The 24,593-nt window shown below is 63.6% G+C and carries 24 protein-coding genes; 18 read left to right on the top strand and 6 right to left on the bottom strand.

Annotation, left to right across the window (positions count from 1 at the left end):
• Positions 1-118: 118 nt before the first annotated feature.
• Together AC1C2M_RS10380 and AC1C2M_RS10385 are read right to left on the bottom strand one after the other, a co-directional pair.
• A complete protein-coding gene (locus AC1C2M_RS10380; RefSeq protein ID WP_495436318.1) occupies positions 119-1,120 on the bottom strand; it encodes an SRPBCC family protein in 1,002 nt (333 codons plus the stop codon).
• Positions 1,117-1,362 (bottom strand): hypothetical protein, encoded by a 246-nt coding sequence (locus AC1C2M_RS10385; protein WP_483405683.1) that lies wholly within the window; start codon positions 1,360-1,362, stop codon positions 1,117-1,119. Before AC1C2M_RS10385 ends, AC1C2M_RS10380 begins: the two co-directional genes overlap by 4 nt.
• A gap of 346 nt (positions 1,363-1,708) precedes the next feature.
• Between AC1C2M_RS10385 and rho the strand changes: the two genes are divergently transcribed.
• Entirely contained in the window at positions 1,709-4,120 is a 2,412-nt protein-coding gene (rho, locus tag AC1C2M_RS10390) for a transcription termination factor Rho (protein WP_495436320.1), read from the top strand.
• Between the two features lie 117 nt (positions 4,121-4,237).
• Positions 4,238-5,317 carry a peptide chain release factor 1 gene (gene prfA / locus AC1C2M_RS10395; protein WP_108390484.1) on the top strand — a complete coding sequence of 360 codons (1,080 nt, stop codon included), beginning with the start codon at positions 4,238-4,240 and terminating at the stop codon, positions 5,315-5,317.
• Positions 5,318-5,414: 97 nt separating this feature from the next.
• On the opposite strand, the gene epsC is transcribed toward prfA, so the two are convergent.
• Positions 5,415-5,978 (bottom strand): serine O-acetyltransferase EpsC, encoded by a 564-nt coding sequence (gene epsC / locus AC1C2M_RS10400; protein ID WP_483405685.1) that lies wholly within the window; start codon positions 5,976-5,978, stop codon positions 5,415-5,417.
• 2 nt (positions 5,979-5,980) lie between these two features.
• Positions 5,981-6,919, bottom strand: coding sequence for a cysteine synthase A (gene cysK, locus AC1C2M_RS10405; protein WP_483405686.1), 939 nt, complete (start codon positions 6,917-6,919; stop codon positions 5,981-5,983).
• A gap of 165 nt (positions 6,920-7,084) precedes the next feature.
• Between cysK and prmC the strand changes: the two genes are divergently transcribed.
• From prmC to AC1C2M_RS10470, 13 genes are all read left to right on the top strand, one after another.
• Positions 7,085-7,960: a peptide chain release factor N(5)-glutamine methyltransferase gene (gene prmC, locus AC1C2M_RS10410; protein ID WP_495436321.1), complete on the top strand. Its 876-nt coding sequence runs from the start codon at positions 7,085-7,087 to the stop codon at positions 7,958-7,960.
• Positions 7,961-8,132: 172 nt separating this feature from the next.
• On the top strand, positions 8,133-8,819 hold the full coding sequence (locus tag AC1C2M_RS10415; RefSeq protein WP_495436323.1) for an L-threonylcarbamoyladenylate synthase: 687 nt from the start codon (positions 8,133-8,135) through the stop codon (positions 8,817-8,819).
• Positions 8,816-10,132: an MraY family glycosyltransferase gene (locus AC1C2M_RS10420; protein WP_483405689.1), complete on the top strand. Its 1,317-nt coding sequence runs from the start codon at positions 8,816-8,818 to the stop codon at positions 10,130-10,132. Before AC1C2M_RS10415 ends, AC1C2M_RS10420 begins: the two co-directional genes overlap by 4 nt.
• Positions 10,129-10,575 (top strand): Cg1360 family ATP-synthase-associated protein, encoded by a 447-nt coding sequence (locus AC1C2M_RS10425; protein WP_483405690.1) that lies wholly within the window; start codon positions 10,129-10,131, stop codon positions 10,573-10,575. The genes AC1C2M_RS10420 and AC1C2M_RS10425 overlap by 4 nt, the downstream gene beginning before the upstream one ends.
• A 177-nt stretch (positions 10,576-10,752) precedes the next feature.
• Positions 10,753-11,550, top strand: coding sequence for a F0F1 ATP synthase subunit A (atpB, locus tag AC1C2M_RS10430; RefSeq protein WP_483405691.1), 798 nt, complete (start codon positions 10,753-10,755; stop codon positions 11,548-11,550).
• Between the two features lie 46 nt (positions 11,551-11,596).
• The gene (gene atpE / locus AC1C2M_RS10435; RefSeq protein ID WP_108390493.1) at positions 11,597-11,833 is read left to right on the top strand and encodes an ATP synthase F0 subunit C; all 237 of its coding nucleotides are present in this window, start codon (positions 11,597-11,599) and stop codon (positions 11,831-11,833) included.
• Positions 11,834-11,862: 29 nt separating this feature from the next.
• Positions 11,863-12,414, top strand: a complete 552-nt coding sequence (locus AC1C2M_RS10440) for a F0F1 ATP synthase subunit B (protein ID WP_483405692.1) — start codon at positions 11,863-11,865, stop codon at positions 12,412-12,414.
• A complete protein-coding gene (locus AC1C2M_RS10445; protein ID WP_483405693.1) occupies positions 12,414-13,208 on the top strand; it encodes a F0F1 ATP synthase subunit delta in 795 nt (264 codons plus the stop codon). The genes AC1C2M_RS10440 and AC1C2M_RS10445 overlap by 1 nt, the downstream gene beginning before the upstream one ends.
• 52 nt (positions 13,209-13,260) lie before the next feature.
• Positions 13,261-14,898, top strand: a complete 1,638-nt coding sequence (gene atpA, locus AC1C2M_RS10450; RefSeq protein ID WP_108390496.1) for a F0F1 ATP synthase subunit alpha — start codon at positions 13,261-13,263, stop codon at positions 14,896-14,898.
• A gap of 3 nt (positions 14,899-14,901) precedes the next feature.
• Positions 14,902-15,801, top strand: a complete 900-nt coding sequence (locus AC1C2M_RS10455; RefSeq protein ID WP_483405694.1) for a F0F1 ATP synthase subunit gamma — start codon at positions 14,902-14,904, stop codon at positions 15,799-15,801.
• A 23-nt stretch (positions 15,802-15,824) separates the two neighbouring features.
• Positions 15,825-17,291, top strand: a complete 1,467-nt coding sequence (gene atpD, locus AC1C2M_RS10460; protein WP_483405695.1) for a F0F1 ATP synthase subunit beta — start codon at positions 15,825-15,827, stop codon at positions 17,289-17,291.
• Between the two features lie 2 nt (positions 17,292-17,293).
• Positions 17,294-17,557, top strand: coding sequence for a F0F1 ATP synthase subunit epsilon (locus AC1C2M_RS10465; RefSeq protein WP_483405696.1), 264 nt, complete (start codon positions 17,294-17,296; stop codon positions 17,555-17,557).
• 29 nt (positions 17,558-17,586) lie between these two features.
• Complete coding sequence (locus tag AC1C2M_RS10470) at positions 17,587-18,342, top strand: YaaA family protein (RefSeq protein ID WP_495436324.1); 756 nt, start codon at positions 17,587-17,589, stop codon at positions 18,340-18,342.
• 77 nt (positions 18,343-18,419) lie between these two features.
• Here AC1C2M_RS10470 and AC1C2M_RS10475 read toward each other — a convergent pair whose 3' ends face one another.
• On the bottom strand, positions 18,420-18,998 hold the full coding sequence (locus AC1C2M_RS10475; RefSeq protein ID WP_495436325.1) for a DNA-3-methyladenine glycosylase I: 579 nt from the start codon (positions 18,996-18,998) through the stop codon (positions 18,420-18,422).
• 106 nt (positions 18,999-19,104) lie between these two features.
• Complete coding sequence (locus tag AC1C2M_RS10480) at positions 19,105-19,689, bottom strand: methylated-DNA--[protein]-cysteine S-methyltransferase (RefSeq protein WP_495436327.1); 585 nt, start codon at positions 19,687-19,689, stop codon at positions 19,105-19,107.
• A 116-nt stretch (positions 19,690-19,805) separates the two neighbouring features.
• On the opposite strand from AC1C2M_RS10480, the gene AC1C2M_RS10485 reads away from it, so the two are divergent.
• The 3 genes from AC1C2M_RS10485 (at position 19,806) to AC1C2M_RS10495 (ending at position 24,590) form a co-directional block, all read left to right on the top strand.
• Positions 19,806-20,789 carry an aldo/keto reductase gene (locus tag AC1C2M_RS10485; RefSeq protein ID WP_495436328.1) on the top strand — a complete coding sequence of 328 codons (984 nt, stop codon included), beginning with the start codon at positions 19,806-19,808 and terminating at the stop codon, positions 20,787-20,789.
• A gap of 85 nt (positions 20,790-20,874) precedes the next feature.
• On the top strand, positions 20,875-22,608 hold the full coding sequence (locus tag AC1C2M_RS10490; protein ID WP_495436330.1) for an ABC transporter ATP-binding protein: 1,734 nt from the start codon (positions 20,875-20,877) through the stop codon (positions 22,606-22,608).
• Positions 22,605-24,590 (top strand): ABC transporter ATP-binding protein, encoded by a 1,986-nt coding sequence (locus AC1C2M_RS10495; protein WP_483405702.1) that lies wholly within the window; start codon positions 22,605-22,607, stop codon positions 24,588-24,590. The genes AC1C2M_RS10490 and AC1C2M_RS10495 overlap by 4 nt, the downstream gene beginning before the upstream one ends.
• Positions 24,591-24,593: the final 3 nt, after the last annotated feature.

Raw genomic sequence — 24,593 nt, forward strand, 5'->3', positions numbered from 1 at the left:
CGTGCGTGGTCGCGCGTCCCCCCAACCACACTCAAACCGGACGCATGTTCCGAACCCGTGCCTGGTCGCGCGTCTCCCTCAAGCACACTGAACCGAGGCGCGAGTTGCGTGCCCGCATTCACCGAAAAACCCGACTAATCCCTCCGCCGACCTGCACCAGCCCGAGCCAGGCCAGGAATCGCTGCAGCGGGCGCAGCGGCCAGCGCGCAATGCCTCGCCAGCCGCTCGAGCGAGGCCAGGACATCGCCAACCGCAATTGGGTTCCGCCGGGTGCTGGTGCGAGTTCGATCGACAGGACGTTCGCATTGCCACGTGTGGTGTCCGGGTAACTCGTGCGCCAGGCGATCCGAACCGGTTCGGCTGAGTCGACAAGCTGCACTCGCCGTCGCCGGTATTCCCTCTTTACGCGTGCCGGTTTGCCGTCGGGGTGCACGGTGGGGGTGATGGCCAGCCAGCTGTCGCCAACGGTCGGCGTGTCGGTGTGGTCATCGCCGTCGGATTCGATCGCTCCGACACTCGGATTCCATTCGGGCATGCGCAGGGGATCCGCGAGCAGCGCCCAGACCGTCTCGACACTCGCGGGGACGAAGGCTTCGGTGTGGCCAGTGACGGAGTGTGGCATTCCCGCGGTGCCGGCCGGTCGCTGCGCCGGGGGATTCGGCTCCTCGGTCGTCAGCGCGGCCTCGACCTGGGCCGCCGAGAGGTCGAGCCGGGCGAGAAGGTCATCGATGAGTCCGCTGGGCTCGGCGATCAGCTCGCGCAGCACGGCGGCTGCGTCTCCAGAACCGTTATCGCCGGCGCGCTTGAGCAGGGTGAGTGCCCGCGGCGTCCACTCATAGCCGCGGGTCTCGTGAAAGACAATGCGACCCGGTTCCGGCTGGTCGATCGCGACACCGATGCGACGTAACTGGTCCGAGTGCATGGCATCGACGGCAGCTCTGGCACGATCGAGCGTGATGCCTGCTGTGCGAAGTGCCCTGCCGGCGACCTGGTCGCTCAGAACGAGCGCCATGAAGAGGTCCTCGAGGTCAGCATTGCGTTGCCCGCGTCGCGACGCCTCTTCCATCGCGGCCAACGAAAGCGTCTGGATCGTCGCTGCGGCGGTGGTGAACGAGCTCACTGGGTCCTCCTGGGTACGGGAATCGAGGGGTCTACGCGTTTTGCGTACTTCTTGTGAACCGCCTGGCGGGTGACTCCGAGGGCGTCTGCGATCTCAAGCCAGCTCATTCCGGCGCGGAGAGCGGCTTCAACCTGCTTGAGTTCAAGTGCATCAGCGAGGGCGCGCAGGGAAACAATCGCGCGCAGGCCCACACGGGGGTCCGTCGTGTTCGCCGCCGTCGCGGCGAGCGTCTCGGTTTCCATGCAAGCAACCTATGTTGCTTGTTGCAGTTAAGCAACCCCAGTTGCTTAACTCAGTGCGGCGCATCGTTGTGGTCGCCCGAACTGGGGCCAAATCGCGACACGGCGTGACAGTGACGCTGTTTACCTGCCGGGTGCTAGAGTGGGAGGCATCCCGACAGGCAAGCCGATAAGGCAAATCTGGCCTTCGGGTCATTTCTGCAAACCCATCGCCATCGCAACGGCAGTGTGCCTGTGATCTTCGGTTCGAAGAGCAGACAGGGCGCCAGTCAATCTGACTTCCGCCACAGCTGAAGATGAGCTCTCCTGACGCGCTCGACGTGGATCAGGGGGAAGGAACCCACTTTTAGTGACTAACGTCAACATCCGTCTTGATACGGAATCAGGCGCAAACCTCTCGTCCCTCAAGGTCTCTGACCTGCAGCTGCTTGCCAGCCAATGGGGCGTTCAGGGCGCATCCAAACTTCGCAAGGGAGAACTCGTGGAGAGAATTGCCGAAGCCCAGGCCGCTTCCACTCCCGAGGTAAACGGCGAGGCTCCGGCCGCGTCGGCCGCCTCGGCTGAGCAGGCCCCCGAAACCCAGGTCCCCGCGCCGGACGCAGTTGTCGCGCAGGACTCACCGGTTGAGGTTCCTGCTGTGACGGAGGCAACTCCCGCCGAGGAGCCGACAGCTCCTGTCACCAGGAAGCGCGCACCGCGTCGCGCCTCCACCGGTGCCACCAAAGCGGGCGAGCGCGTTCAGGCTGCTGGTCACGTGAACTCCGACGGTGCACCACTCATTCCGGATGCTCCGGTGGCGGACACCGCCGTCGTCGCTCCGGTGGAAGCACCGCAATCGGCCCAGGGCGAGTCAACTCCCGTCGAGGCACAGGCGACCGACGCCCAGGCAACTGACGCGCAGGCAACTGATGCACAGGCAGCCGACGGACAGGCTGAGGGCCGCGAGAGTGGATCCCAGCGTTCAGGCCGCAAGAACAACAGGCGCGGACGCGGCAGCAAGGCTGACCGTGCCGAGAACGCCGACCGCACAGAAAACGCCGACCGTGCCGAGAACGTGACGGTCGAGGCTGACGCTGACGCGGCATCCGACACCGACACCGACACCGATGCATCGCAGGCCGATTCGTCGCAGGGCGAGCGCCAGGGCCGCGGCCGTGGACGTGGCCGTGGACGCGGTGGCGACAACGCCAACCGCGATGACGACCGCACTGGCAACGAGCGCAACGGTAACGAGCGCAACGGCAACGACCGCAACGGCGACAAGAACGCTGATCGCGACCGGAACGCTGACCGTAACGGCAACGACCGGAACGCCGACCGTAACGGCAACGACCGGAACGCTGACCGTAACGACCGCGACCGGAACGCCGACCGTAACGACCGCGACCGGAACGCCGACCGCAACGACAAGAACAACGAGCGCAACGCCGATCGTGCGCCTGCCTCCGACCGCCAGGATTCCGATCGGAACGCGGGCAACCGCCAGCTCGAGCGCGATGACGAGGGTGGCCGTAACGGCCGCAACCGTTACCGCGACCGCAAGCGCCGTGGCGGAACCGACTCGGCCGACTTCGAGCCCGAAATCGCCGACGACGACGTGCTCCTGCCCGTCGCCGGAATCCTCGACGTTCTCGACAACTACGCCTTCGTGCGCACGACGGGCTACCTGCCCGGTTCGAACGACGTCTACGTCTCGCTCGGCCAGGTCAAGAAGTACAACCTGCGCAAGGGCGACGCCGTCGTCGGCGCGATTCGCCAGCCGCGCGAGAACGACAGCAACGCGCGCCAGAAGTACAACGCGATCGTCAAGGTTGAGTCCGTCAACGGCCAGAGTGTCGAAGAGGCTGCTAACCGCGTGGAGTTCGGCAAGCTCACCCCGCTCTACCCGCAGGAGCGTCTCCGTCTCGAGACCGAGCAGGGCAAGCTCACGCAGCGCATCATCGACCTGATCGCTCCGATCGGCAAGGGACAGCGTGGACTCATCGTTGCGCCGCCCAAGGCCGGCAAGACGATCGTGCTTCAGCAGATCGCCAACGCCATCTCGATCAACAACCCCGAGGTTCACCTCATGGTTGTCCTCGTCGACGAGCGTCCCGAAGAGGTCACGGACATGCAGCGCACGGTGAAGGGTGAGGTCATCGCCTCCACCTTCGACCGCCCAGCTGAAGACCACACGACGGTCGCCGAACTCGCCATCGAGCGCGCCAAGCGTCTCGTCGAGCTCGGTCACGACGTCGTCGTGCTCCTCGACTCGATCACCCGCCTCGGACGCGCGTACAACCTCGCTGCACCGACCTCGGGCCGGATCCTCTCCGGTGGAGTCGACGCATCAGCTCTGTACCCGCCGAAGCGTTTCTTCGGCGCCGCGCGCAACATCGAGAACGGTGGATCGCTCACCATTCTCGCCACGGCGCTCGTCGAGACCGGGTCCAAGATGGACGAGGTCATCTTCGAAGAGTTCAAGGGCACAGGCAACTCCGAGCTTCGCCTGTCGCGCCAGCTGGCCGACAAGCGCATCTTCCCGGCCGTCGACGTCAACGCGTCGTCCACCCGCCGTGAAGAGATGCTGCTCGGTGCAGACGAAGTCAAGGTCACCTGGAAGCTGCGTCGTGCCCTCGCTGGCCTCGACCCGCAGCAGGCACTCGAGGTCGTCCTCGGCAAGCTCAAGGAAACCTCGTCGAACGTCGAATTCCTCGTTCAGATGCAGAAGACGATGCCCCAGCCGGTTTCCGGTTCGGGTCACGACCGCGATCACCGCTAGCTGAGTTCACGAACCCGTTTGCCTCGAGCATTCGGCCCCCGAGGGTCGTTTGCCCGGGGCAGGCGGGTTTTCTCGTGGGACAGATGGCAGGATGAAACGTAAGGGACGGAACAAGGCATGTTTGAATCGGTAAAGACTCTGATCGAAGAGCACAAGGATCTGCAGGATCAGCTCGCCGATCCGGCGGTGCACGCAGACCCGGCTCGCTCCAAGAAAATCAACAGGCGGTACGCCGAACTGTCGAAAATCATCGCGGCGTACAACGCCTGGCTCGAGGCGCAGGACGACCTCGCTGCGGCCCGTGAGCTCGCCAAGGAGGACGAGGCGTTCGCCGCCGAGGTCCCCGGGCTTGAAGAGGGACTCGCGACGGCGCAGGAGAAGCTTCGCCGCTTGCTCATTCCGCGCGATCCCGACGATGGCCGTGACGTCATCATGGAGATCAAGGGTGGAGAGGGCGGCGCCGAGAGCGCGCTGTTCGCCGCCGACCTGCTGCGGATGTACCTGCACTACGCAGAGTCCAAGGGCTGGAAGACGGAACTCCTCGAGCGCACCGAGAGTGACCTCGGTGGATATAAGGACGTCCAGGTCGCGATCAAGTCGAACGCCACTGACCCCTCACAGGGTGTCTGGGCACACCTCAAGTACGAGGGCGGCGTCCACCGCGTGCAGCGCGTTCCGGCGACCGAATCGCAGGGACGTATCCACACCTCGACGACGGGCGTGCTCGTCTTCCCCGAGGTCGACGCACCCGAAGAGGTCGAGATCAGCCAGAACGACCTCAAGATCGACGTCTACCGGTCGAGCGGCCCCGGTGGCCAGTCGGTCAACACGACCGACTCCGCTGTGCGGATCACCCACCTTCCGACCGGCATCGTCGTTGCGATGCAGAACGAGAAGAGCCAGCTGCAGAACCGTGAGGCCGGAATGCGTGTCCTTCGCGCGCGCATCCTCGCCCGCCAGCAGGAGGAGCAGGCCGAGCTCGACAGTGCCAAGCGCAAAACCCAGATCCGCACCATGGACCGGTCAGAGCGCATCCGCACGTACAACTTCCCCGAGAACCGGATTGCAGACCACCGCACCGGCTACAAGGCGTACAACCTTGATGCCGTGATCAACGGCGCCTTGGATCCGCTGATCGAGTCAGCGATCCAGGCCGACGAAGAGGCGCGTCTCGCCGACATCGGCGACACCAACTAGTCGTTCCACATCGAAAAAGCCGGTCATCTCGCGATGACCGGCTTTTTTGCGACGAAAACGGATGCCGCGTGCACGCGGGTGCACCGCGGCATCCGCCCTAGATGTTGTATTCCGGTTCGGTGAGTCCGTAGGTTTTCCCCTGTATCCGCGGCCTCGCCCGAGCCGGCACGCCGACCAGCACAGAGAGGGCCGGTGCGTCCTTCGTGACGACGGCGTTGGCGCCGACGATACTGCCCTTGCCGACGACGACGGGGCCGATGATCTTCGCACCGGCACCGACCTGTACGCCGTCCTCCAGTGTCGGGTGTCTTTTCTCCCGACCGCGGCTCTTTCCGCCGAGCGTGACGCCGTGGTAAAGCATTACGTCGTCGCCGATCTCCGCCGTCTCACCGATGACGACGCCCATCCCGTGGTCGATGAAAAAGCGGCGCCCGATGACGGCACCCGGATGGATCTCGATACCGGTCAGGAACCGCGCGAACTGTGACAGGGCACGCGCGGGCATTTTCGCGCCGCGAACCCACATCCGGGAAGAGAGCCGGTACGCCCACACGGCGTGCAGTCCTGAGTAGGTCAGGAAGATCTCGACGCTGCCGCGGGCGGCCGGGTCGTGAACGCGTGCTGCTGTAATGTCTTCCCGGATGCGGGTGAGGATTCTCATTCTCAGTCGAGCAGGTCGGACCAGAGCGGGGTGGAGATGTAGCGTTCACCCGTGTCGCAGACCATGGCGACGATGCGCTTGCCCTTGTTCTCCGGGCGCTTGGCGAGCTCTGTCGCCGCCCAGATGATTGCGCCGGACGAGATGCCAGCGAGAATGCCTTCCTCGGCGGCGAGGCGTTTGGCGACGCGGACCGAGTCCTCGAAACTCACATCGACGACCTCGTCGTAAATCGTGGTGTCGAGGATGTCGGGGATGAAGTTGGCGCCGATGCCCTGGATCTTGTGCGGGCCGGGGGCCCCACCGCTGAGGATGGGGGAGTCCAGCGGTTCGACGACGACGATCTTCACCCCTGGTTTGCGCTGTTTGAGCACCTGGCCGACGCCGGTGATCGTTCCGCCGGTGCCCACTCCGCTGACGAAGATGTCGATGTCGCCGTCGGTGTCACGCCAGATCTCTTCCGCGGTCGTCGTGCGGTGAATCTCGACGTTGGCCTGGTTGGCGAACTGCTTCGCGAGGATTGCGCCCTCTGTCGATGCGACGATTTCCTCGGCCTTTGCCACGGCACCCTTCATGCCGAGGGCGGGTTCGGTCAGGACGAGTTCAGCTCCGAATGCGCGAAGGAGCACGCGACGCTCGGTGCTCATGGACGCGGGCATGGCCAGGATGACCTTGTAACCGCGTGCTGCGCCGACGAGCGCGAGCGCGATTCCGGTGTTGCCGCTCGTGCCCTCGACGATGGTTCCGCCGGGCTTCAGCGCACCGGATGCTTCGGCAGCATCGACGATGGCCACTCCGAGGCGGTCCTTGACGCTCGATCCGGGGTTGTAGTACTCGAGCTTCGCGAGCACGGTGGCACCCGCGTCGTCCGTGACACGGTTCAACTGGACAAGAGGTGTATTGCCAAACGCCTCGGTGATATTGGCGTAGATTTTTCCGGCCACGAATATGCTCCTTGGGTAATGGGGACGCAACTATGCGCGTCAGGTTACAGCTTATTGCTGGGTTTATCCGGCCTGTGACGGCCCGCATTCCGGTCGGGGCGCGCTGGCGAGCGGGTAAGCTCGACCTGCGGCGGCACGACCGCAAGGGATTTGCTAAGAGAGCGCATGACTTCTTTTCACACGACGTCGGTCGGTGACGTCAGGGACCTCGCCATCGCCGCACTGCAGCAGGCGGGAGTTCCGGGCCCGGACGTCGACGCCGAATTGCTCATCGGACACGTGCTCGGGATGGGCAGGGGGCAGGTCCAGGCCGCCGTTGTCATGGGCCGCGAGGTGTCGGCCGAGCACGCGGGTGAGATCGCCGCTCTTGTGGAGCGCAGGGCGACACGGGAGCCGCTTCAGCACATCCTCGGGGTTGCTCCCTTCAGGGCCCTTGAGCTTCTCGTTGGCCCCGGCGTCTTCGTTCCCCGCCCCGAAACGGAGCAGGTGGCCCAGTTCGCCATCGACGCGCTCAGCGCAGACTCCGATCCGGAACCGATCGGTATCGACCTCGGCACAGGTTCAGGAGCCATCGCCCTTGCGATGGCGACAGAGGTCCCTCACGCGCGCATTTACGCAGCCGAGAACTCGGTGGATGCCTTCGTCTGGGCGAAGCAGAACTTCCGTAAGGTGCGCGCGAGCAACGCGACACTGATCTTCGACGACCTCGCGGGGGCGTTCAGTGAACTCGACGGACAGGTATCCGTTGTCATCTCCAACCCACCGTACGTGCCGGCAGCCGCCATCCCGCGCGACCCGGAGGTGCGGTTCTTTGACCCTCCCGCCGCCCTGTACGGGGGAGAGGACGGGCTTGACGTCGTTCGGCAGCTGTCGGTGACGGCTGCCCGGCTGCTTCGACCGGGCGGGACGCTGGTTATCGAGCATGGCGAGTTGCAGGGCGAAGCGATTCGCGACATCCTCACCCGCGACGGCTGGCGCGCCGCCGCGACCTTCCGTGACCTGACCCAGCGGGACCGGACGACAACGGCACTTCGCGCCTAGCCAGCCCCGCCCCCACCCCGCGCGAGAGCATCAGTTCCGGGCGAGCGCATCAGTTGCGCGGGATATTCTCGACCGCAAGTGATGTTCTGGGCAGGGACCGCGCACCCCGGCCGCTGCGACCCGAGACGAATTCGCGGCATCCTCCCACACAGGCTCAGATAGAATCGGCGGAATGTCACGTCTCTTCGACTCCTCCGTGGAATCAGACCTCCTCACCGGCATGCGACTGGCTCGAACGGCGCTTCGCCGCGGTGAGCTCGTCGTGATCCCCACGGACACCGTGTACGGAATCGCCGCTGACGCGTTCTCCCCGAGGGCCGTTCAGCGGCTGCTCGACGCCAAGGGTCGGACCAGGCAGTCACCGCCACCCGTCCTCGTGCCGAGTGTGCAGACCCTCGAGGCACTTGCCGCGGTCATTCCGGATGCCGTCAGGAAGCTCGTCGACGCATTCTGGCCGGGGGGACTGACCATAGTTCTGCCCGCGCAGCCTTCGCTGGCATGGGACCTCGGAGACACCGACGGCACAGTGGCCGTGCGGATGCCCAACAATCGCATTGCGCTCGAGCTGCTCACCGAGACGGGGCCGCTCGCTGTGTCGAGTGCGAACCTCACCGGTCAGCCCGCGGCGACAACCGCCAGGGCCGCCGAAGCCATGCTCGGGGACACGGTTGAGGTCTACCTCGACGGCGGCGAGTCGGCGACTGTCGCATCGACGATCGTGGACGCCACACGGCTGATCGCCCCGGGCGGACGGCTGTCGATCCTTCGTGAGGGTGCGATCTCGCGCGAGCAGATCCGCGACGTGATCGGTGACGTCCTCGAGGACCCGGTGCCGGAGGACGGTGTGTCAGACGCATGACCCTCTACGCGATCATCGCGGCGGTCACCGCGCTGATCACCTTTCTGATGTCGATCGTCGTCTACAAGCTGGCGCTCAAATTCAAGCTCTACCCGTCGATTCGCGATCGTGACGTACACACCAAGCCAACCCCGAGGCTCGGGGGAGTTGCGATGTTCATCGGCGTGGTCGCGACGTTCGCGATCGCCTCGCAGAACCCGTTCTTCAAGGACACCTTCGCCGACCCGGGCCCCATCCTCGCCATTCTCGGCGCTTCGTTCCTGATCGTGCTCGTCGGCGTGGCCGATGACATCTGGGACCTCGACTGGATGATCAAGCTCGCCGCCCAGTTCCTTGCCGCTGGCCTCATCGCGTGGCTCGGCGTGCAGATCTACTCCCTTCCCATCGGCGGTCTCACCGTCGGCTCGTCGTGGATGAGCGCGACACTGACGATTTTCGCGATAGTGCTCGTCATGAACGCCGTGAACTTCATCGACGGCCTCGACGGTCTCGTCGCCGGCGTCGGACTGATCGCCAACGGTGTCTTCCTGGTCTATGGGTACCTCCTCGTCCGCGAGATGGGCCAGTCGAGCTTCTTCAACCTGTCGCTGCTGATCTCCGCGGTGCTCGTCGGTGCGTGCGCAGGGTTCCTCCCGCTCAACTGGCATCCCGCAAAGATGTTCATGGGAGATGCCGGCGCGCTTCTCGTCGGCCTGCTCATGGCGACGTCTGCCGTCGCGATCACGGGGCAGATCGACCCGTCGGCGCTCAGCGCGAACCCGTCAGATGCGGGTGTGGTCGGGCGGAGCCAGCTGCTCGGGGCGTTCATCCCGATCATCCTTCCGTTCGCGATCCTCATCGTTCCGCTGCTCGACTTCGCACTCGCGGTGATCCGGCGCCTCCGCGCCGGCAAGTCGCCGTTCAGCGCTGATCGCCTCCACCTGCACCACAGGCTCCTCGACATGGGCCACTCGCACTTCCACGCCGTGCTGCTGTTCTACGCCTGGACCGCCGTGATCGCGCTGTCCTGCCTGATGTTCTTCGTGTTTCAGCCGTACTGGTTCGCGCTCGTCTTCCTCATCGTCGGCGTGATCGTCTGCACGGTCTTCACGCTGGCCCCCCTCGGCAAGCGGAAAGCCGTTGAGATCACCGTGCAGTCTGCGGAGGAGGGCACGGAGGTCGCTGAAGACCTTGCGAGCTTCGACCCGCTCGATGCTGCGGCGGATGTGCGCAGCCCGGACGCACCAATCTCAGAAGACGTGGTGAGCCGCGCGCTTGCCGCAGAGCCCAGTTCCGAACCACGGGATAACGAACCACAGAAAGATCAGCGATGAAATCAACACCCATCTTCCGGCAGAGTCTCAAATGGGGAGCCGTCGCATCGCTGGCCATCGCCGTCATCGGTGGCGGCATCGGCTATATCGTCGACGGCACAGTCGGCCTGGGCAGTGCACTGATCGGAACAGCGCTCGCGCTCGTCTTCCTCAGCATCACGGCGGGCAGCATCCTGTTTGCGAACCGGTTCTTCGGGAGCGACCTCTACGTGCCGATTTTCTTCGGGGTGGTGCTCGGCGGCTGGATCGTGAAGTTCGTGCTGTTCCTCGTCATGGCGCTCCTGCTCAAGGACCAGCCGTGGATCAACCCGGTCGTCCTCTTCCTCAGCATCATCACCGGCGTACTCGTCACCCTCGTGATCGACGTCGTCATCGTTTCCCGGTCACGGATGCTGTATGCCAGCGACGTCATTCTTCCCGGCGACAACAACAGATCGCACTGATCGAGGTGTTTAGTTCGCCGCTCGGTTCGTGGGGATGCTTATCGTTTGATAGTGTTGGTATGTATTCCCGCTTGAGCATCCCACTTCGTTCGTGGCTGTCTTGCACCCCCCATTGTTCGTCGTCGCGAGAGCTTAGCTCCACGCCCGAAACAGGAGAGCGCGCTGTTAGCTAACGCTGTGAACCTACTGGTTCAGACCTCAACCGACGACACGTCGTTCCACGGTCCGTCGATTCTTGAATTCTTCCCGGATGTTGTGCTCTTCGAGGGCACCGGATTCGACATCAACCGAATCATGCTGATCCGGTTCCTCGTCGTCGCCGTGCTCATCGTCGTGTTCTGGCTCGGAACCCGGAACATGAAGGTTGTTCCCGGAAAGTTCCAGAACCTCATCGAGATGGCCCTGGACTTCGTTCGCGTCAACATCGCCGAGGACCTCCTCGGCAAGGTCGACGGGAAGCGGTTCCTGCCGATCCTCACGACGATGTTCTTCATGGTCGCGGCCATGAACATCACGGGCATCATCCCGTTCCTCAACATCGCCGGAACGTCGGTCATCGGTGTCCCACTCGTCCTCGCACTGATCTCGTACGTCACGTTCATCTACGCAGGCGTCAGGAAGAGCCCGGGGAAGTTCTTCAAGAACTCGCTGTTCCCCGCCGGTGTCCCGTGGCCCGTCTACATCATCGTTACGCCGATCGAGCTCATCTCGACCTTCGTCATCCGGCCGGTCACGCTGACCCTCCGACTGCTCATGAACATGGTCGTCGGGCACCTCCTGCTCGTGCTGTTCTTCGCGGCGACGCAGTTCTTCGTGATCACCCTCGGTGGATGGTTCATCGGCCTCGGCGCCGTCACCTTCGCCTTCGGCTTCGCTTTCACCCTGTTCGAAATCCTGGTCGCATTTCTCCAGGCCTATGTCTTCACCCTGCTTACCGCGGTTTACATTCAGCTCGCGGTAGCTGAAGAGCACTAAAAAGAGTCGGCGACCGCCTACTCTTACATCACGGAAGGAAACACACGTGGACGCAACAACCGTTCTCGCCGAGATCAACGGAAACATCGCGACGGTCGGTTACGGTCTCGCAGCCATCGGCCCAGCCATTGGCGTTGGAATCGTCGTTGGCAAGACCATTGAGGGTGTCGCCCGTCAGCCTGAGCTGGCCGGTCGCCTCCAGGTTCTGATGTGGATCGGTATCGCCTTCACCGAGGCGCTCGCCTTCATCGGTATCGCCACCTACTTCATCTTCACCAACTAGTCCTCTTTCACCCCTCGTAAGGAGGCAAGATGCTTCACGCACTCGTTGCGGCGGCTGAAGAGGGTACTACCAAGAACCCTCTTCTCCCCGAGACCTACGACATTGTCTGGTCGGCGGTGTGTTTCGTCATCCTCTTGGTGCTCTTCTGGAAGCTCGTTCTTCCTAAGATGCAGACCATGCTCGAAGAGCGTACTGCGGCCATTGAGGGCAACATCGCCAAGGCGGATGAGGCACAGCGTCAGGCTGAGGCAGCTCTTGAGCAGTACACCGCTCAGCTCGCCGAGGCACGTCAGGAAGCCGGCTCGATTCGCGACACCGCTCGCGAAGACGGCAAGAAGATCGTCGCTGAGGCCCGGAACCAGGCAACTGTCGAGGCCCAGCGCGTGACAGCCAGCGCCCAGGCGCAGATCGAGGCGGAGCGCCAGGCCGCTCTCGTTTCGCTCCGCACTGAGGTTGGAACACTCGCCATCGACCTCGCCGGAAACGTCATCGGCGAAACGCTGTCGGACGACGCGAAGGCAACGGCCATCGTCGACCGCTTCCTCGCGGACCTCGAGGCTTCGGAGAAGGCAACCAACTAATGGGAAGCGCTACCAGAGAAGCACTGGCTCAGTCGAAGAAGGCACTGTCCGACCTCGAACGCGTCGACCTGGCAACGGTTGCGGAACTTTTCGCAGCCGGCCGGGTCGTTGGCGACTCTGGTCAGCTGCGCTCGCTCCTCGCGGACCCGTCCGCTCAAGCCGGTGTCAAGGCGACGATCGTCGATCGCGTGTTCGCACGCAGCATCGGCGGATCGTCTCTTGCACTGCTCAAGGATGTCGTCTCAGCGCGCTGGTCAAGCCAGAAGGACCTGCTCGGCGGAATCGAGGAACTCGGACTCCGCGCCGCAGCCCTCTCCGCCGGCCCGGACGCCAGGCTCGAAGCCCAGCTGTTCGAGTTCGGCACGACAGTGTCTTCCGACCCGGAACTCGAGCTCGCGCTCGGGTCGAAGCTCGGCAGCCAGAACGCAAAACTCGCACTCGTCGACACCCTGCTTACGGGCAAGGGATCGCCGGAGATCGTCGAAATCGTCAAGCACCTCGTCCTGCAGCCTCGCGGCCGCCGGATCGGGGAACTTCTTCGCCACGCGGCATCCGTCGTTGCTGACCAGGGCGGCTTCTCCGTCGCCACTGTGTCAAGCGCACGGCCGCTCGGCGCCGCTCAGCTCGAGCGACTCGAAAAGGGACTCGCGGCACAGTATGGCCGCGCAATCCGTCTCAACCAGGTTGTCGACCCCGCTGTCATCGGAGGCCTGCGCGTGCAGGTCGGCGACGATGTCATCGACGGCAGCATCGCATCGCGCCTCGGCGAACTCAGACTTCAGCTTGCTGGCTAGCGCCAGTAGACAACGTAGGGGACAAGACGTCTCCACACAGATAGGGAAGAAGATGGCAGAACTCACGATCAGCCCCGACGAGATCCGGGATGCTCTCAAGGAATTCGTCACGGCTTACGAGCCGGGTAAGGCAAGCGCAACCGAGGTCGGCAAGGTCATCGACGCCGGTGACGGCATCGCCCACGTCGAGGGTCTGCCAGGCGTTATGGCCAACGAGCTCATCCGCTTCGCGGATGGCACACTCGGCCTCGCCCAGAACCTTGACGAAGACGAAATCGGTGTTGTCGTCCTTGGCGAATTCAACGGCATCGTCGAGGGCATGGAAGTAACACGCACAGGAGAGGTGCTGTCGACTCCGGTCGGCGACGCATTCCTCGGTCGTGTCGTTGACCCGCTCGGCGCTCCGATTGACGGACTCGGCGAGATCAAGGCAGAGACCCGCCGCGCGCTCGAGCTCCAGGCTCCTGGCGTTATGCAGCGCAAGAGCGTGCACGAGCCGATGCAGACCGGTATCAAGGCGATCGACGCCATGATCCCGATCGGCCGCGGCCAGCGCCAGCTCATCATCGGTGACCGTCAGACCGGCAAGAGCGCAATTGCCATCGACACGATCATCAACCAGAAGGACAACTGGGCGTCAGGCGATGTCAACAAGCAGGTTCGCTGCATCTACGTCGCCATCGGCCAGAAGGGCTCGACGATTGCCGCCATCAAGGCGTCGCTCGAAGAGGCCGGCGCCATGGAGTACACGACGATCGTCGCCGCTCCCGCGTCTGACCCCGCAGGTTTCAAGTACCTCGCTCCCTACACCGGTTCGGCCATCGGCCAGCACTGGATGTACGGCGGCAAGCATGTCCTCATCGTCTTCGATGACCTGTCGAAGCAGGCAGAGGCATACCGCGCCGTATCGCTGCTCCTTCGCCGTCCGCCAGGACGCGAGGCATACCCCGGTGACGTGTTCTACCTGCACTCCCGTCTGCTCGAGCGTTGCGCCAAGCTGTCCGACGAGCTCGGTGCCGGTTCGATGACCGGTCTTCCGCTCATCGAGACGAAGGCGAACGACGTTTCGGCGTACATCCCGACCAACGTGATCTCGATCACCGACGGACAGATCTTCCTGCAGTCAGACCTCTTCAACGCCAACCAGCGTCCCGCTGTTGACGTGGGAATCTCGGTCTCGCGTGTTGGTGGAGACGCCCAGGTGAAGAGCATCAAGAAGGTTTCAGGAACGCTGAAGCTCGAACTCGCTCAGTACCGCTCGCTTGAGGCATTCGCGATGTTCGCATCCGACCTCGACCCGGCCAGCCGTCGCCAGCTTGCTCGCGGTGCTCGCCTCACCGAGCTGCTGCGCCAGCCGCAGTACTCTCCGTTCCCCGTCGAGAACCAGGTCGTCTCGATCTGGGCCGGTACGAAGGGCAAGCTCGACGAGGTTCCTGTCGAAGACATCCTGCGCTTCGAAAGCGAACTTCACGACTACCTGGGTCGCAACACCCAGGTGCTCTCGAAGCTCCGCGAGACGAACGTGCTCAGCGACGACATCGTCGACGAGCTCGACGCAGCTGTCGACGCCTTCAAGAAGGAATTCCAGACCGGTGCGGGCAAGCCCCTCAACGGCCCGGGTTCCGAGCAGTTCACCGAACTGCCCGCTGAAGACGTCAACCAGGAAAAGATCGTCAAGGGACGTCGATAAGTAATGGGTGCACAACTTCGGGTCTATACGCAGAAGATCAAGTCTGCGCAGACGACCAAGAAGATCACGAAGGCGATGGAGCTCATCGCCGCCTCGCGCATTGCAAAAGCGCAGGCGCGCGTTGAAGCATCCGGGCCGTACTCTCGTGCGATCACCCGCGCGGTGTCAGCCGTGGCGACGTACTCAAACGTCGACCACGTGCTGACCACCGAGCCGGAGACCATCGAGCGTGCAGCCGTTGTGATCTTTGCGTCTGACCGCGGCCTCGCCGGCGCGTTCAACTCGCAGGTTCTGCGTGAAGCCAACGAGCTTGCTGAGCTGCTCCGCAGCCAGGGCAAGGACGTTGTCTACTACCTCATCGGTCGCAAGGCCGTCGGGTACTTCGCATTCCGCAAGCGTTCCTCAGAAGGTCAGTGGGTCGGCGAAAGCGAGAACCCGACCTTCGCAACAGCGCAGGAGATCAGCGCTGCGCTTCTCGAGCGTTTCGTTCAGGATGCGTCAGAGGGTGGCGTCGACGAGATCCACATCGTCTACAACCGTCTCGTCAGCATGATGAGCCAGGTTCCCGAGGTTGTGCGGTTGCTTCCACTCGAGGTCGTCGAGGGTGTCGAAGAGCCCAACGACAAGACAGTGCTCCCGCTTTATGAGTTCGAACCAGACGCAGGGAGCGTGCTCGACGCACTTCTGCCCGTGTACATCGAGAGCCGCATCTTCAACGCGCTGCTTCAGTCCGCTGCTGCAAAGCACGCGGCGACGCAGAAGGCGATGAGTTCGGCCAGCGACAACGCGGACAAGCTGATCACGGACTACACACGGCTGCGGAACAACGCCCGCCAGGCCGAGATCACCCAGCAGATTTCCGAGATTGTCGGCGGCGCAGACGCACTGTCGTCCGCCAAGTAACTTTACGAAGAGAGAAGAAGAGCATGACAGACATTGCCACCGCTCAGGACACGACGGGTGAGGTGAAGGCCGGCGCTACCGGCCGAGTCGCTCGCGTCACCGGTCCGGTTGTTGACATCGAGTTCCCGCACGACGCGATTCCCGGTATCTACAACGCACTGAAGACCACAGTGAACATGGCCGGCGTGACCCAGGTCCTCACGCTCGAGGTTGCCCAGCACCTCGGCGATGACCTGATCCGCGCCATTGCGCTCAACCCGACCGACGGACTCGTCCGCGGCCAGGAAGTGACTGACACCGGAGAGCCGATCACGGTTCCCGTCGGTGACATCACCAAGGGCAAGGTTTTCAACGTCATCGGTGACGTCCTCAACGCTGCTCCCGGCGAGCAGATCGAGATCACCGAACGCTGGCCCATCCACCGCAAGCCACCGGCATTCGACCAGCTCGAGTCGAAGACCGAGCTCTTCGAGACCGGCATCAAGTCCATCGACCTTCTCACCCCGTACGTACAGGGTGGAAAGATCGGTCTGTTCGGTGGTGCTGGTGTCGGTAAGACAGTCCTCATCCAGGAAATGATCCAGCGCGTTGCGCAGGACCACGGTGGAGTTTCGGTCTTCGCCGGTGTCGGTGAGCGTACCCGTGAAGGTAACGACCTCATCGCCGAAATGGAAGAAGCAGGCGTCTTTGACAAGACCGCCCTTGTCTTCGGCCAGATGGACGAGCCGCCAGGAACGCGACTCCGCGTCGCCCTCTCGGCCCTCACCATGGCTGAGTACTTCCGCGACGTGCAGAAGCAGGACGTCCTGTTGTTCATCGACAACATCTTCCGCTTCACGCAGGCCGGTTCCGAGGTCTCCACACTTCTCGGACGCATGCCGTCCGCGGTGGGTTACCAGCCGAACCTCGCCGACGAGATGGGTATCCTCCAGGAGCGCATCACGTCGACCCGTGGCCACTCGATCACGTCGCTGCAGGCAATCTACGTTCCTGCTGACGACTACACCGACCCGGCTCCTGCAACGACGTTCGCGCACCTCGACGCGACCACCGAGCTGTCACGCGAGATCGCATCAAAGGGTCTGTACCCCGCGATCGACCCGCTCACCTCGACGAGCCGCATCCTCGACCCGCGCTACATCGGTGATGACCACTACAACACCGCTGTTCGCGTCAAGGCGATCCTGCAGAAGAACAAGGAACTCCAGGAGATCATCGCGATCCTCGGTGTCGACGAGCTGAGCGAAGAAGACAAGATCACGGTTGCCCGTGCTCGTCGCATCCAGCAGTTCCTCTCGCAGAACACCTACATGGCGAAGAAGTTCACCGGTGTCGAGGGATCGACGGTTCCGCTCAAGGAGACCATCGAGTCCTTCTCCGCGATCGCCGACGGCGAATTCGACCACGTTGCCGAGCAGGCGTTCTTCAACGTCGGTGGCATCAACGATGTCGAAGAGGCCTGGGCACGCATCCAGAAGGAGAACGGCTAGTCATGGCTTCGCTCAAGGTCAGTGTTGTCGGGGCAGACCAGGAAGTGTGGTCAGGGACCGCGTCCATGGTCATCGCCCGGACTGTCGAGGGAGAGATCGGTATTCTCCCCGGCCACGAGCCGATGCTTGCCATCCTTGCCGAGGGTCAGGTTCGCGTCACGGCTGAGAACGGTGAGAAGATCACCGCGACGGCCGCAGACGGGTTCCTCTCCGTTGAGAACAACACAGTGACGATCGTGGCTGGCAACGCCAGCCTGGTCAAGTAGTACCGCCGCAAGGCTCCTCGTAACGCCCCGTGCTTATCCTGCTCCCTCCGTCTGAGACGAAGCGAGCCGGTGGCACGGGGCGTTCGTTGTCTCTCGACGCGCTGCGTTATCCCGAACTCACCGCGGTGCGTCGGCAACTGACCGACGACGTTGTTCGGCTGGCAGCAGACCGGGACGCCATGATTGCTGCGCTCAAGCTCGGGCCCAAGCAGCACGGCGAGGTCGAGGTGAATCGGATGCTGTGGGAGTCACCGACCATGCCTGCACTCGACAGGTACACCGGCGTGCTGTTCGACGCGCTCGACGCGGGAACGCTCGATGCTGAAGCCCGGGCGTTTGCCGGCAGGCACGTGCTCGTCCACGCGGCCCTCTTCGGTCCGGTTGGTGCGCTCGACCCCATCCCCGCTTACCGGTTGTCCCACGACTCGCGCATTCCGGGGGCGCCGATGAAACGCCTCTGGGCTCCTGTCGTTGCGGACGCGCTCGCCCAGCACGACGGTCTCCTGATCGACATGCGCTCCGAGGCGTATGTCGCGCTCGGACCGTCACTCGCGATGCCGAACTCCTTCTATCTTCGGGTTCTTACCGACGGGCCAAACGGCTCGCGCCGCGCCCTCAACCACTTCAACAAGAAGGCCAAGGGTGAGTTCACCCGCGCCATAGTGCATGCGCGGATCCCGTTTGCCCATGTCGATGAACTCTGCGCCTGGGCGCCGACGGCGGGTTTCAGGCTCGAGAAACTCAGCCCGGACTCCGGTGCCAGGGAACTCGCACTACTCGTCTGAGTTTTGTTCCCGGGATTTTGCTCCCTGAATTTTGCCCTCGGGATTTCGCTGACGGAAGTTAGCTCACCGGCTTGTCGTCACGCAGCCCGCCAGCATCCCTCGACGTGGTCGTCGACGATCCCCGCTGACTGCATCAGCGCGTACATGGTCGTCGGCCCTACGAAGCGGAAGCCCCGACGACGGAGCTCCTTACTGAGCGCTGTTGACTCCGCGGTGATCGCCGGGATGTCACTGAACGTCGCCGGGCGCGGCGGGAGGGGATCCGGTCGAAAGCTCCAGACGAGATCTGACAGGCTCTCGCCGAGCTGAAGTGTTGCCCGCGCGTTGCCGATCACGGCTGTGATCTTGCCTCGGTGCCGGATGATGGCCGGGTTCTGTACGAGCTCTTCGACCTTGGCGTCGGAGTACGAGGCGACCGTCTCGATATCGAAGTTGTCGAACGCTTCCCGGAAAGCGCGCCGCCTCTTGAGAATCGTGATCCAGCTCAGTCCGGCCTGGAAACCCTCGAGGCTGATCTTCTCGAAGACCGCACGGTCGCCGATCAGGGGGGTTCCCCATTCTTCGTCGTGATAGCGCTGGTACTCGGGGTCATTGACCGCCCAGGCGCACCGGTTCTTGCCGTCGGTTCCGGGAACTATCGATTCGGAAGGGGGCATGCCAACCAGAGTACCGGCAGGCGAAATGAGTACCCGCGCTGGGAAAAGGCTGGCGACTGTCCGCGAAGCTGAACTCGACGGTGACGCCCCCATCATCTCCGATCAGTCACGCGGTCTGGAGAGTTGCCCGCTGCAGTGGCTGCCAGTACTCGATGCCCTCGTGGTCAAGCAGCCACTCTTTGGTGGGCACTCCGTTGCCCTGCGTATACCCGGTGATGCGGCGTCCGGTTGCGAGCACCCTGTGGCACGGTACGAACAGGGGCAGTCGGTTTGCACGCACCGCACTTCCGATGGCACGGCCGGCGAGACCGGCACCGATGTCGTAGCCCAGCTGCCCATAGGTTCGTGATTCGCCGAAGCTGATCCCCGCGAGCCCGGTCCAGGTGGCCAGCTGGAACGGGGTACCGACGGGGGAGAGCGGCACATCAAACGCCCGGCGGGAGCCGTCAAAGTAGTCCGCGAGCTGCTCGGACGCGAGCACGAGGACATCGAGCGGCGATTCACGGTAGCCGTCGAGGGGCAACTCGCCCCCTCGTTCGATAACGAGCGTCGTCACGGACGTGCCGTCACTCGTGAGTTCGATCCTGCCGAGCGGGCTGGAGAAACGGAGGAGACCGACGGGGCGGTCGAACAGTGTCGGCATCGGGTCGCGGCCGGGCGCGGGAGCGGGGTCGCTGTGGTGGCGTGTCATGTGCTCGACGGTATGCGGCACAGCGACCAGGGCGGGCGTTTCACAGCATCGGTGGATTCTCGCCGCCGGAGCACCGGTTGTGGGGGAGTCTGACCGCCGACCGGTAGCCTGATCGAATGGCAGACATCGAATATCGCACACTCGGCTCCAGCGGACTTCGCGTCTCGACGATCGGGCTCGGCTGCAATAACTTCGGGCGGCTCGGCACGGCGAGCGAATCACAGGAGGGCACGAACGCGGTGATCTCAGCCGCGATCGACGTCGGCGTCACGCTCTTCGACACCGCCGACATGTACGGCAAGGAGCCGGGGCTCAGCGAGACGCTGATGGGCAATGCACTCAAGGGGCGTCGCGACCAGATCGTGCTCGCCACCAAGTTCGGTCATTCCGGGGCCGACGTCGGCATTCCCGCGTGGGGCGCCAAGGGATCCAGGCGGTATGTGCGGCTCGCTGTCGAAGCATCCCTCCGGCGGCTGCAGACCGACTGGATCGACCTCTACCAGCTGCACACCCCAGACCCCCTCACGCCGATCGAGGAGACCCTCTCGGTGCTCGATGATCTCATCGTCGAGGGTAAGGTGCGCTATATCGGCCACTCGAACCTGCCGGCCTGGCAGGTTGTCGAGGCAGAGCTCACCGCCGAGCTCACGTCCCATCCGAAGTTCATCTCGTCGCAGAACGAGTACAGCCTCATCGTCCGCGACGCCGAGCGCGAGTTGTTCCCCGTGCTGGCGAAGTACGACATCGGCTTCCTGCCGTACTTCCCGCTCTACAACGGCCTCTTCACCGGCAAGTTCAGCAGGGATGGCGGGCCGTCGGACAGCCGGATCGTTCGCCAGCGCAGCTATCTCCTCGACAGTGCACCGTGGGATGCCATCGAGGCGTACCAGAAGTTCTGTGACGACCGCGGAATCACGATGCTCGAAGCAACCTTCGCCTGGCTGCTTGCCCAGCCGAACCTCACGAGCGTCATCGCCGGCGCGACGCGGCCCGAGCAGATCGTTCAGAACGCGGATGCCGCAACCAGCTGGCATCCGGCTGCTGACGACCTGACCTTTATCGGTGACCTGTTCGCTCCCCGCGAAGAGGTGAACGGGTAAGACTCTCCTCGGCGGAGAGCCGCTCAGCTAGGCTCGCTGGGTGGATCTGCCGATGGGTCGGCGGTACCCCTGATAAGGAACTCCCATGCTCGCAAAACTCGTCGGCCGCTACCTGAAGCCCCACTGGCCGCTTCTCGTCGGTGTCGTCGTTTTTCAGTTCGCGCAGGCAATAGCGTCGCTGTACCTTCCCACCCTCAACGCCGACATCATCGACAACGGCGTTGCCAACGGAGACACGGCGTACATCCTGAGGGTCGGGATGCTGATGCTCGGCATCACCCTCATCCAGGTGCTGTGCGCGATAACTGCCGTGTACTTCGGAGCCAAGGCGGCGATGAGGCTCGGTCGCGACGTCCGCGCGGCGGTGTTCACCCACGTCGGCCGCTTCTCCGAGCGGGAGGTGTCGAAGTTCGGGGCTCCGTCGCTGATCACGAGAAGCACCAATGACGTCCAGCAGGTGCAGATGCTCGTCCTCATGACGTGCACGCTGATGGTGTCTGCGCCGATCCTCGCCATCGGCGGTGTGGTCGCGGCGTTGAGCCTCGACCTCGAGCTGTCCTGGCTGATGGCGGTGTCCATCCCGGTGCTTCTCATCGCTGTCGGGCTCATCATCGTGCGGATGATTCCCTTGTTCCAGTCGATGCAGAGAAGGATCGACCGGGTCAACGGAATCCTGCGGGGCCAGCTCACCGGCATCCGCGTTGTCCGCGCGTTCGTGCGGGAGGCGGAGGAGACGTCTCGCTTCGAGAAGGCCAACGATGAACTGACGGATGTCGGCCTTCGCGTCGGTCGTCTGATGGCGCTGATGTTCCCGATCGTCATGCTCGTGCTCAACGTGTCGAGTATCGCCGTGCTCTGGTTCGGTGGGTTCCGCATTGCTGACGGTTCCATGGAGGTCGGAACCGTGATGGCGTTCCTCCAGTACCTCATGCAGATCCTCATGGCGGTCATGATGGCGACGTTCATGGCGGTGATGATCCCGCGCGCAGCGGTGAGCGCTGACCGGATCGAAGAGGTGCTCTCGACCGACTCAACGGTGCGGCAGCCGGACCGGCCGGTCTCGACACTGGATGTCGCTGGGAGGATCCGGTTCGATCACGTCGAGTTCTCCTATCCCGGTGCAGAGCAGCCGGTGCTGCGTGACATCACGTTCGACATCGAACCGGGCACGACGACAGCGATCATCGGATCGACGGGATCGGGAAAGACGACACTGATCAATCTGCTTCCCCGGCTTTTCGACGCGACCGGCGGGCGGGTGCTCGTCGATGGCGTCGCTGTCAATGAAACAGATCAGGACCTCTTGTGGTCGAAGATCGGTATCGTGCCCCAGCGGCCGTATCTCTTTTCGGGCACTGTTGCGACGAACCTGCGGTTCGGAAAGCCTGACGCAACGGACGATGAACTCTGGCGGGCCCTCGAGACCGCGCAGGCGCGCGACTTCGTCGAGGCGTTCCCCGATCAGCTGGACGCGCCGATTTCGCAGGGAGGCGGCAACGTGTCCGGCGGGCAACGACAGCGACTCGCCATCGCCAGGGCGCTCGTAAAGCGCCCGGAGGTCTATGTCTTCGACGACTCGTTCTCGGCGCTGGATCTCGCCACCGATGCGCGACTGCGCGCGGCTCTCGCGAGGGATGTCCGGGGTGCGACGATGGTGATCGTCGCGCAGCGCGTAAGCACGATTCGGGATGCTGACCAGATCATCGTCCTCGAGGACGGCGCAGTTGAGCGCACGGGAACCCACGAGGAGTTGCTCGAGTCGTCTGAGACCTATCGGGAGATCGTCGAGTCGCAGCTCGCCGTCGAGGAGGCACTGTGAGCGACATCGACGAGGTCGACGACGACGCACCAGTCAGGGTTCCGGCGCGACCACCTCGCGGTGGCGGTCCGTTCGGCGGAGCGGGGATGCCCGCCGAGAAGAGCATGAACTTCGGGCCGAGCGCGAAGCGTTTGCTCGCGAGGCTGAGGCCTGAGCGGTGGAAGCTCGTCTTTGTCACGGTCCTCGCCGTGATCAGTGTCACGCTGTCCGTGATGGGACCGAAACTCCTCGGTGACGCGACAAACATCCTCTTCGAGGGCGTCATCTCTCAGGGGCTGCCCTCCGGTGCCAGCAAGGAGCAGATCGTCGACTCGCTCCGTGCGACCGGCGATAACGACCGGGCCGACATGCTGAGCGGAATGACTCTCACGCCGGGACAGGGCATCGACTTCGGTGCCCTCTCCCGTGTGCTGCTCATCGTGCTCGCCGTGTATTCCTTTGCCTTTCTCTTCGGCTGGATCCAGGCTCTGGTTCTCAACGGTGTCGTCCAGAGGACGATGTACCGGCTTCGCGAGGACGTCGAGGTGAAGGTCAACCGCCTTCCCCTCAAATACTTCGACAGGATGCAGCGCGGTGAGCTGCTCAGCCGGGTCACCAATGACATCGACAACATCGCACAGACCCTGCAACAGACGCTCAGCCAGGTGCTGGTGTCGCTGCTCACCGTGATCGGCGTGCTGATCGCGATGTTCACGATCTCACCGCTGCTCGCACTCATCGCACTGGTCACGATCCCGGCGACGATCCTCATCACCGGTGTGATCGCCAAGCGGTCACAGAAGAAGTTCGTCGCGCAGTGGAAGCACACCGGTGAGCTCAACGCGCAGATCGAGGAGATGTACTCAGGCCACGCCATCGTCAAGGTCTTCGGCCGTGCCCGCGAGGTCGGGTCACGGTTCTCGTCGAAGAACGAGGAACTCTACGAGGCCAGCTTCGGTGCGCAGTTCATTTCCGGCATCATCATGCCGTCGATGATGTTCGTCGGTAACCTCGTGTACGTCGCCATAGCGGTCGTCGGTGGAATCCAGGTCGCGACCGGAGGCCTGAGTCTCGGCAGCGTGCAGGCCTTCATCCAGTACTCCCGCCAGTTCACCCAGCCGCTGACCCAGCTCGGGTCGATGGCCAACCTGCTCCAGTCGGGCGTGGCATCCGCTGAACGCGTCTTCGAGCTCTTCGACGCCGACGAACAGTCGCCGGATCCGTCCGACCCGGTGACCCCGCCACGAGACGGCAGGGGCCGCCTGGTCTTCGAGGACGTGTCCTTCAGCTATTCGCCGGACAAGCCCCTGATTTCGCACCTCAACCTCGTGGCGGAACCCGGGCACACGGTGGCGATCGTCGGTCCGACCGGCGCAGGCAAGACAACGCTGGTGAACCTCATTATGCGGTTCTACGAGCTGGATTCAGGTCGGATCACCCTCGACGGCGTGAACATCGCCGAGATGACGCGCGACGACCTGCGCTCCCGCACCGGCATGGTGCTGCAGGACACCTGGCTCTTCGGCGGGACGATACGCGAGAACATCGCCTACGGTCGACCGGATGCCACTGAGGAGGAAATCCTCGAGGCCGCCCGGGCTACCTACGTCGACCGCTTCGTGCACTCGTTGCCCGATGGCTACGACACGGTTCTCGACGATGAGGCATCGAATGTCTCAGCGGGGGAGAAGCAACTGCTCACCATCGCGCGGGCCTTCCTGGTCAAGCCGAGCGTTCTCATCCTCGACGAGGCGACGAGCTCTGTCGACACCAGGACCGAACTGCTGCTCCAGAAGGCGATGTCGGCGCTCCGGCAGGACAGGACGAGCTTTGTGATCGCGCACCGTCTGTCGACGATCCGCGACGCCGACCTGATCCTCGTGATGGAATCCGGGGCGATCGTCGAGCAGGGTACGCACGCCGAACTGCTCGCTGCCGGGGGTGCGTATTATTCGCTCTACAACTCGCAGTTCGCCCAGGCAACGACCACGGACGACGCCTGATCA

Source organism: Mycetocola sp. Y444, from assembly GCF_059445295.1.

Coding starts and splice junctions, on each gene's coding strand:
- AC1C2M_RS10485 (WP_495436328.1), top strand. CDS start 19,806: ATGGCAGACATCGAATATCGCACACTCGGCTCCAGCGGACTTCGCGTC.
- AC1C2M_RS10490 (WP_495436330.1), top strand. CDS start 20,875: ATGCTCGCAAAACTCGTCGGCCGCTACCTGAAGCCCCACTGGCCGCTT.
- AC1C2M_RS10465 (WP_483405696.1), top strand. CDS start 17,294: ATGGCTTCGCTCAAGGTCAGTGTTGTCGGGGCAGACCAGGAAGTGTGG.
- AC1C2M_RS10440 (WP_483405692.1), top strand. CDS start 11,863: ATGCTTCACGCACTCGTTGCGGCGGCTGAAGAGGGTACTACCAAGAAC.
- AC1C2M_RS10420 (WP_483405689.1), top strand. CDS start 8,816: ATGACCCTCTACGCGATCATCGCGGCGGTCACCGCGCTGATCACCTTT.
- AC1C2M_RS10445 (WP_483405693.1), top strand. CDS start 12,414: ATGGGAAGCGCTACCAGAGAAGCACTGGCTCAGTCGAAGAAGGCACTG.
- epsC (WP_483405685.1), bottom strand. CDS start 5,978: ATGAGAATCCTCACCCGCATCCGGGAAGACATTACAGCAGCACGCGTT.
- prmC (WP_495436321.1), top strand. CDS start 7,085: ATGACTTCTTTTCACACGACGTCGGTCGGTGACGTCAGGGACCTCGCC.
- AC1C2M_RS10415 (WP_495436323.1), top strand. CDS start 8,133: ATGTCACGTCTCTTCGACTCCTCCGTGGAATCAGACCTCCTCACCGGC.
- AC1C2M_RS10475 (WP_495436325.1), bottom strand. CDS start 18,998: ATGCCCCCTTCCGAATCGATAGTTCCCGGAACCGACGGCAAGAACCGG.
- AC1C2M_RS10480 (WP_495436327.1), bottom strand. CDS start 19,689: ATGACACGCCACCACAGCGACCCCGCTCCCGCGCCCGGCCGCGACCCG.
- atpD (WP_483405695.1), top strand. CDS start 15,825: ATGACAGACATTGCCACCGCTCAGGACACGACGGGTGAGGTGAAGGCC.
- AC1C2M_RS10455 (WP_483405694.1), top strand. CDS start 14,902: ATGGGTGCACAACTTCGGGTCTATACGCAGAAGATCAAGTCTGCGCAG.
- atpA (WP_108390496.1), top strand. CDS start 13,261: ATGGCAGAACTCACGATCAGCCCCGACGAGATCCGGGATGCTCTCAAG.
- prfA (WP_108390484.1), top strand. CDS start 4,238: ATGTTTGAATCGGTAAAGACTCTGATCGAAGAGCACAAGGATCTGCAG.
- AC1C2M_RS10425 (WP_483405690.1), top strand. CDS start 10,129: ATGAAATCAACACCCATCTTCCGGCAGAGTCTCAAATGGGGAGCCGTC.
- AC1C2M_RS10385 (WP_483405683.1), bottom strand. CDS start 1,362: ATGGAAACCGAGACGCTCGCCGCGACGGCGGCGAACACGACGGACCCC.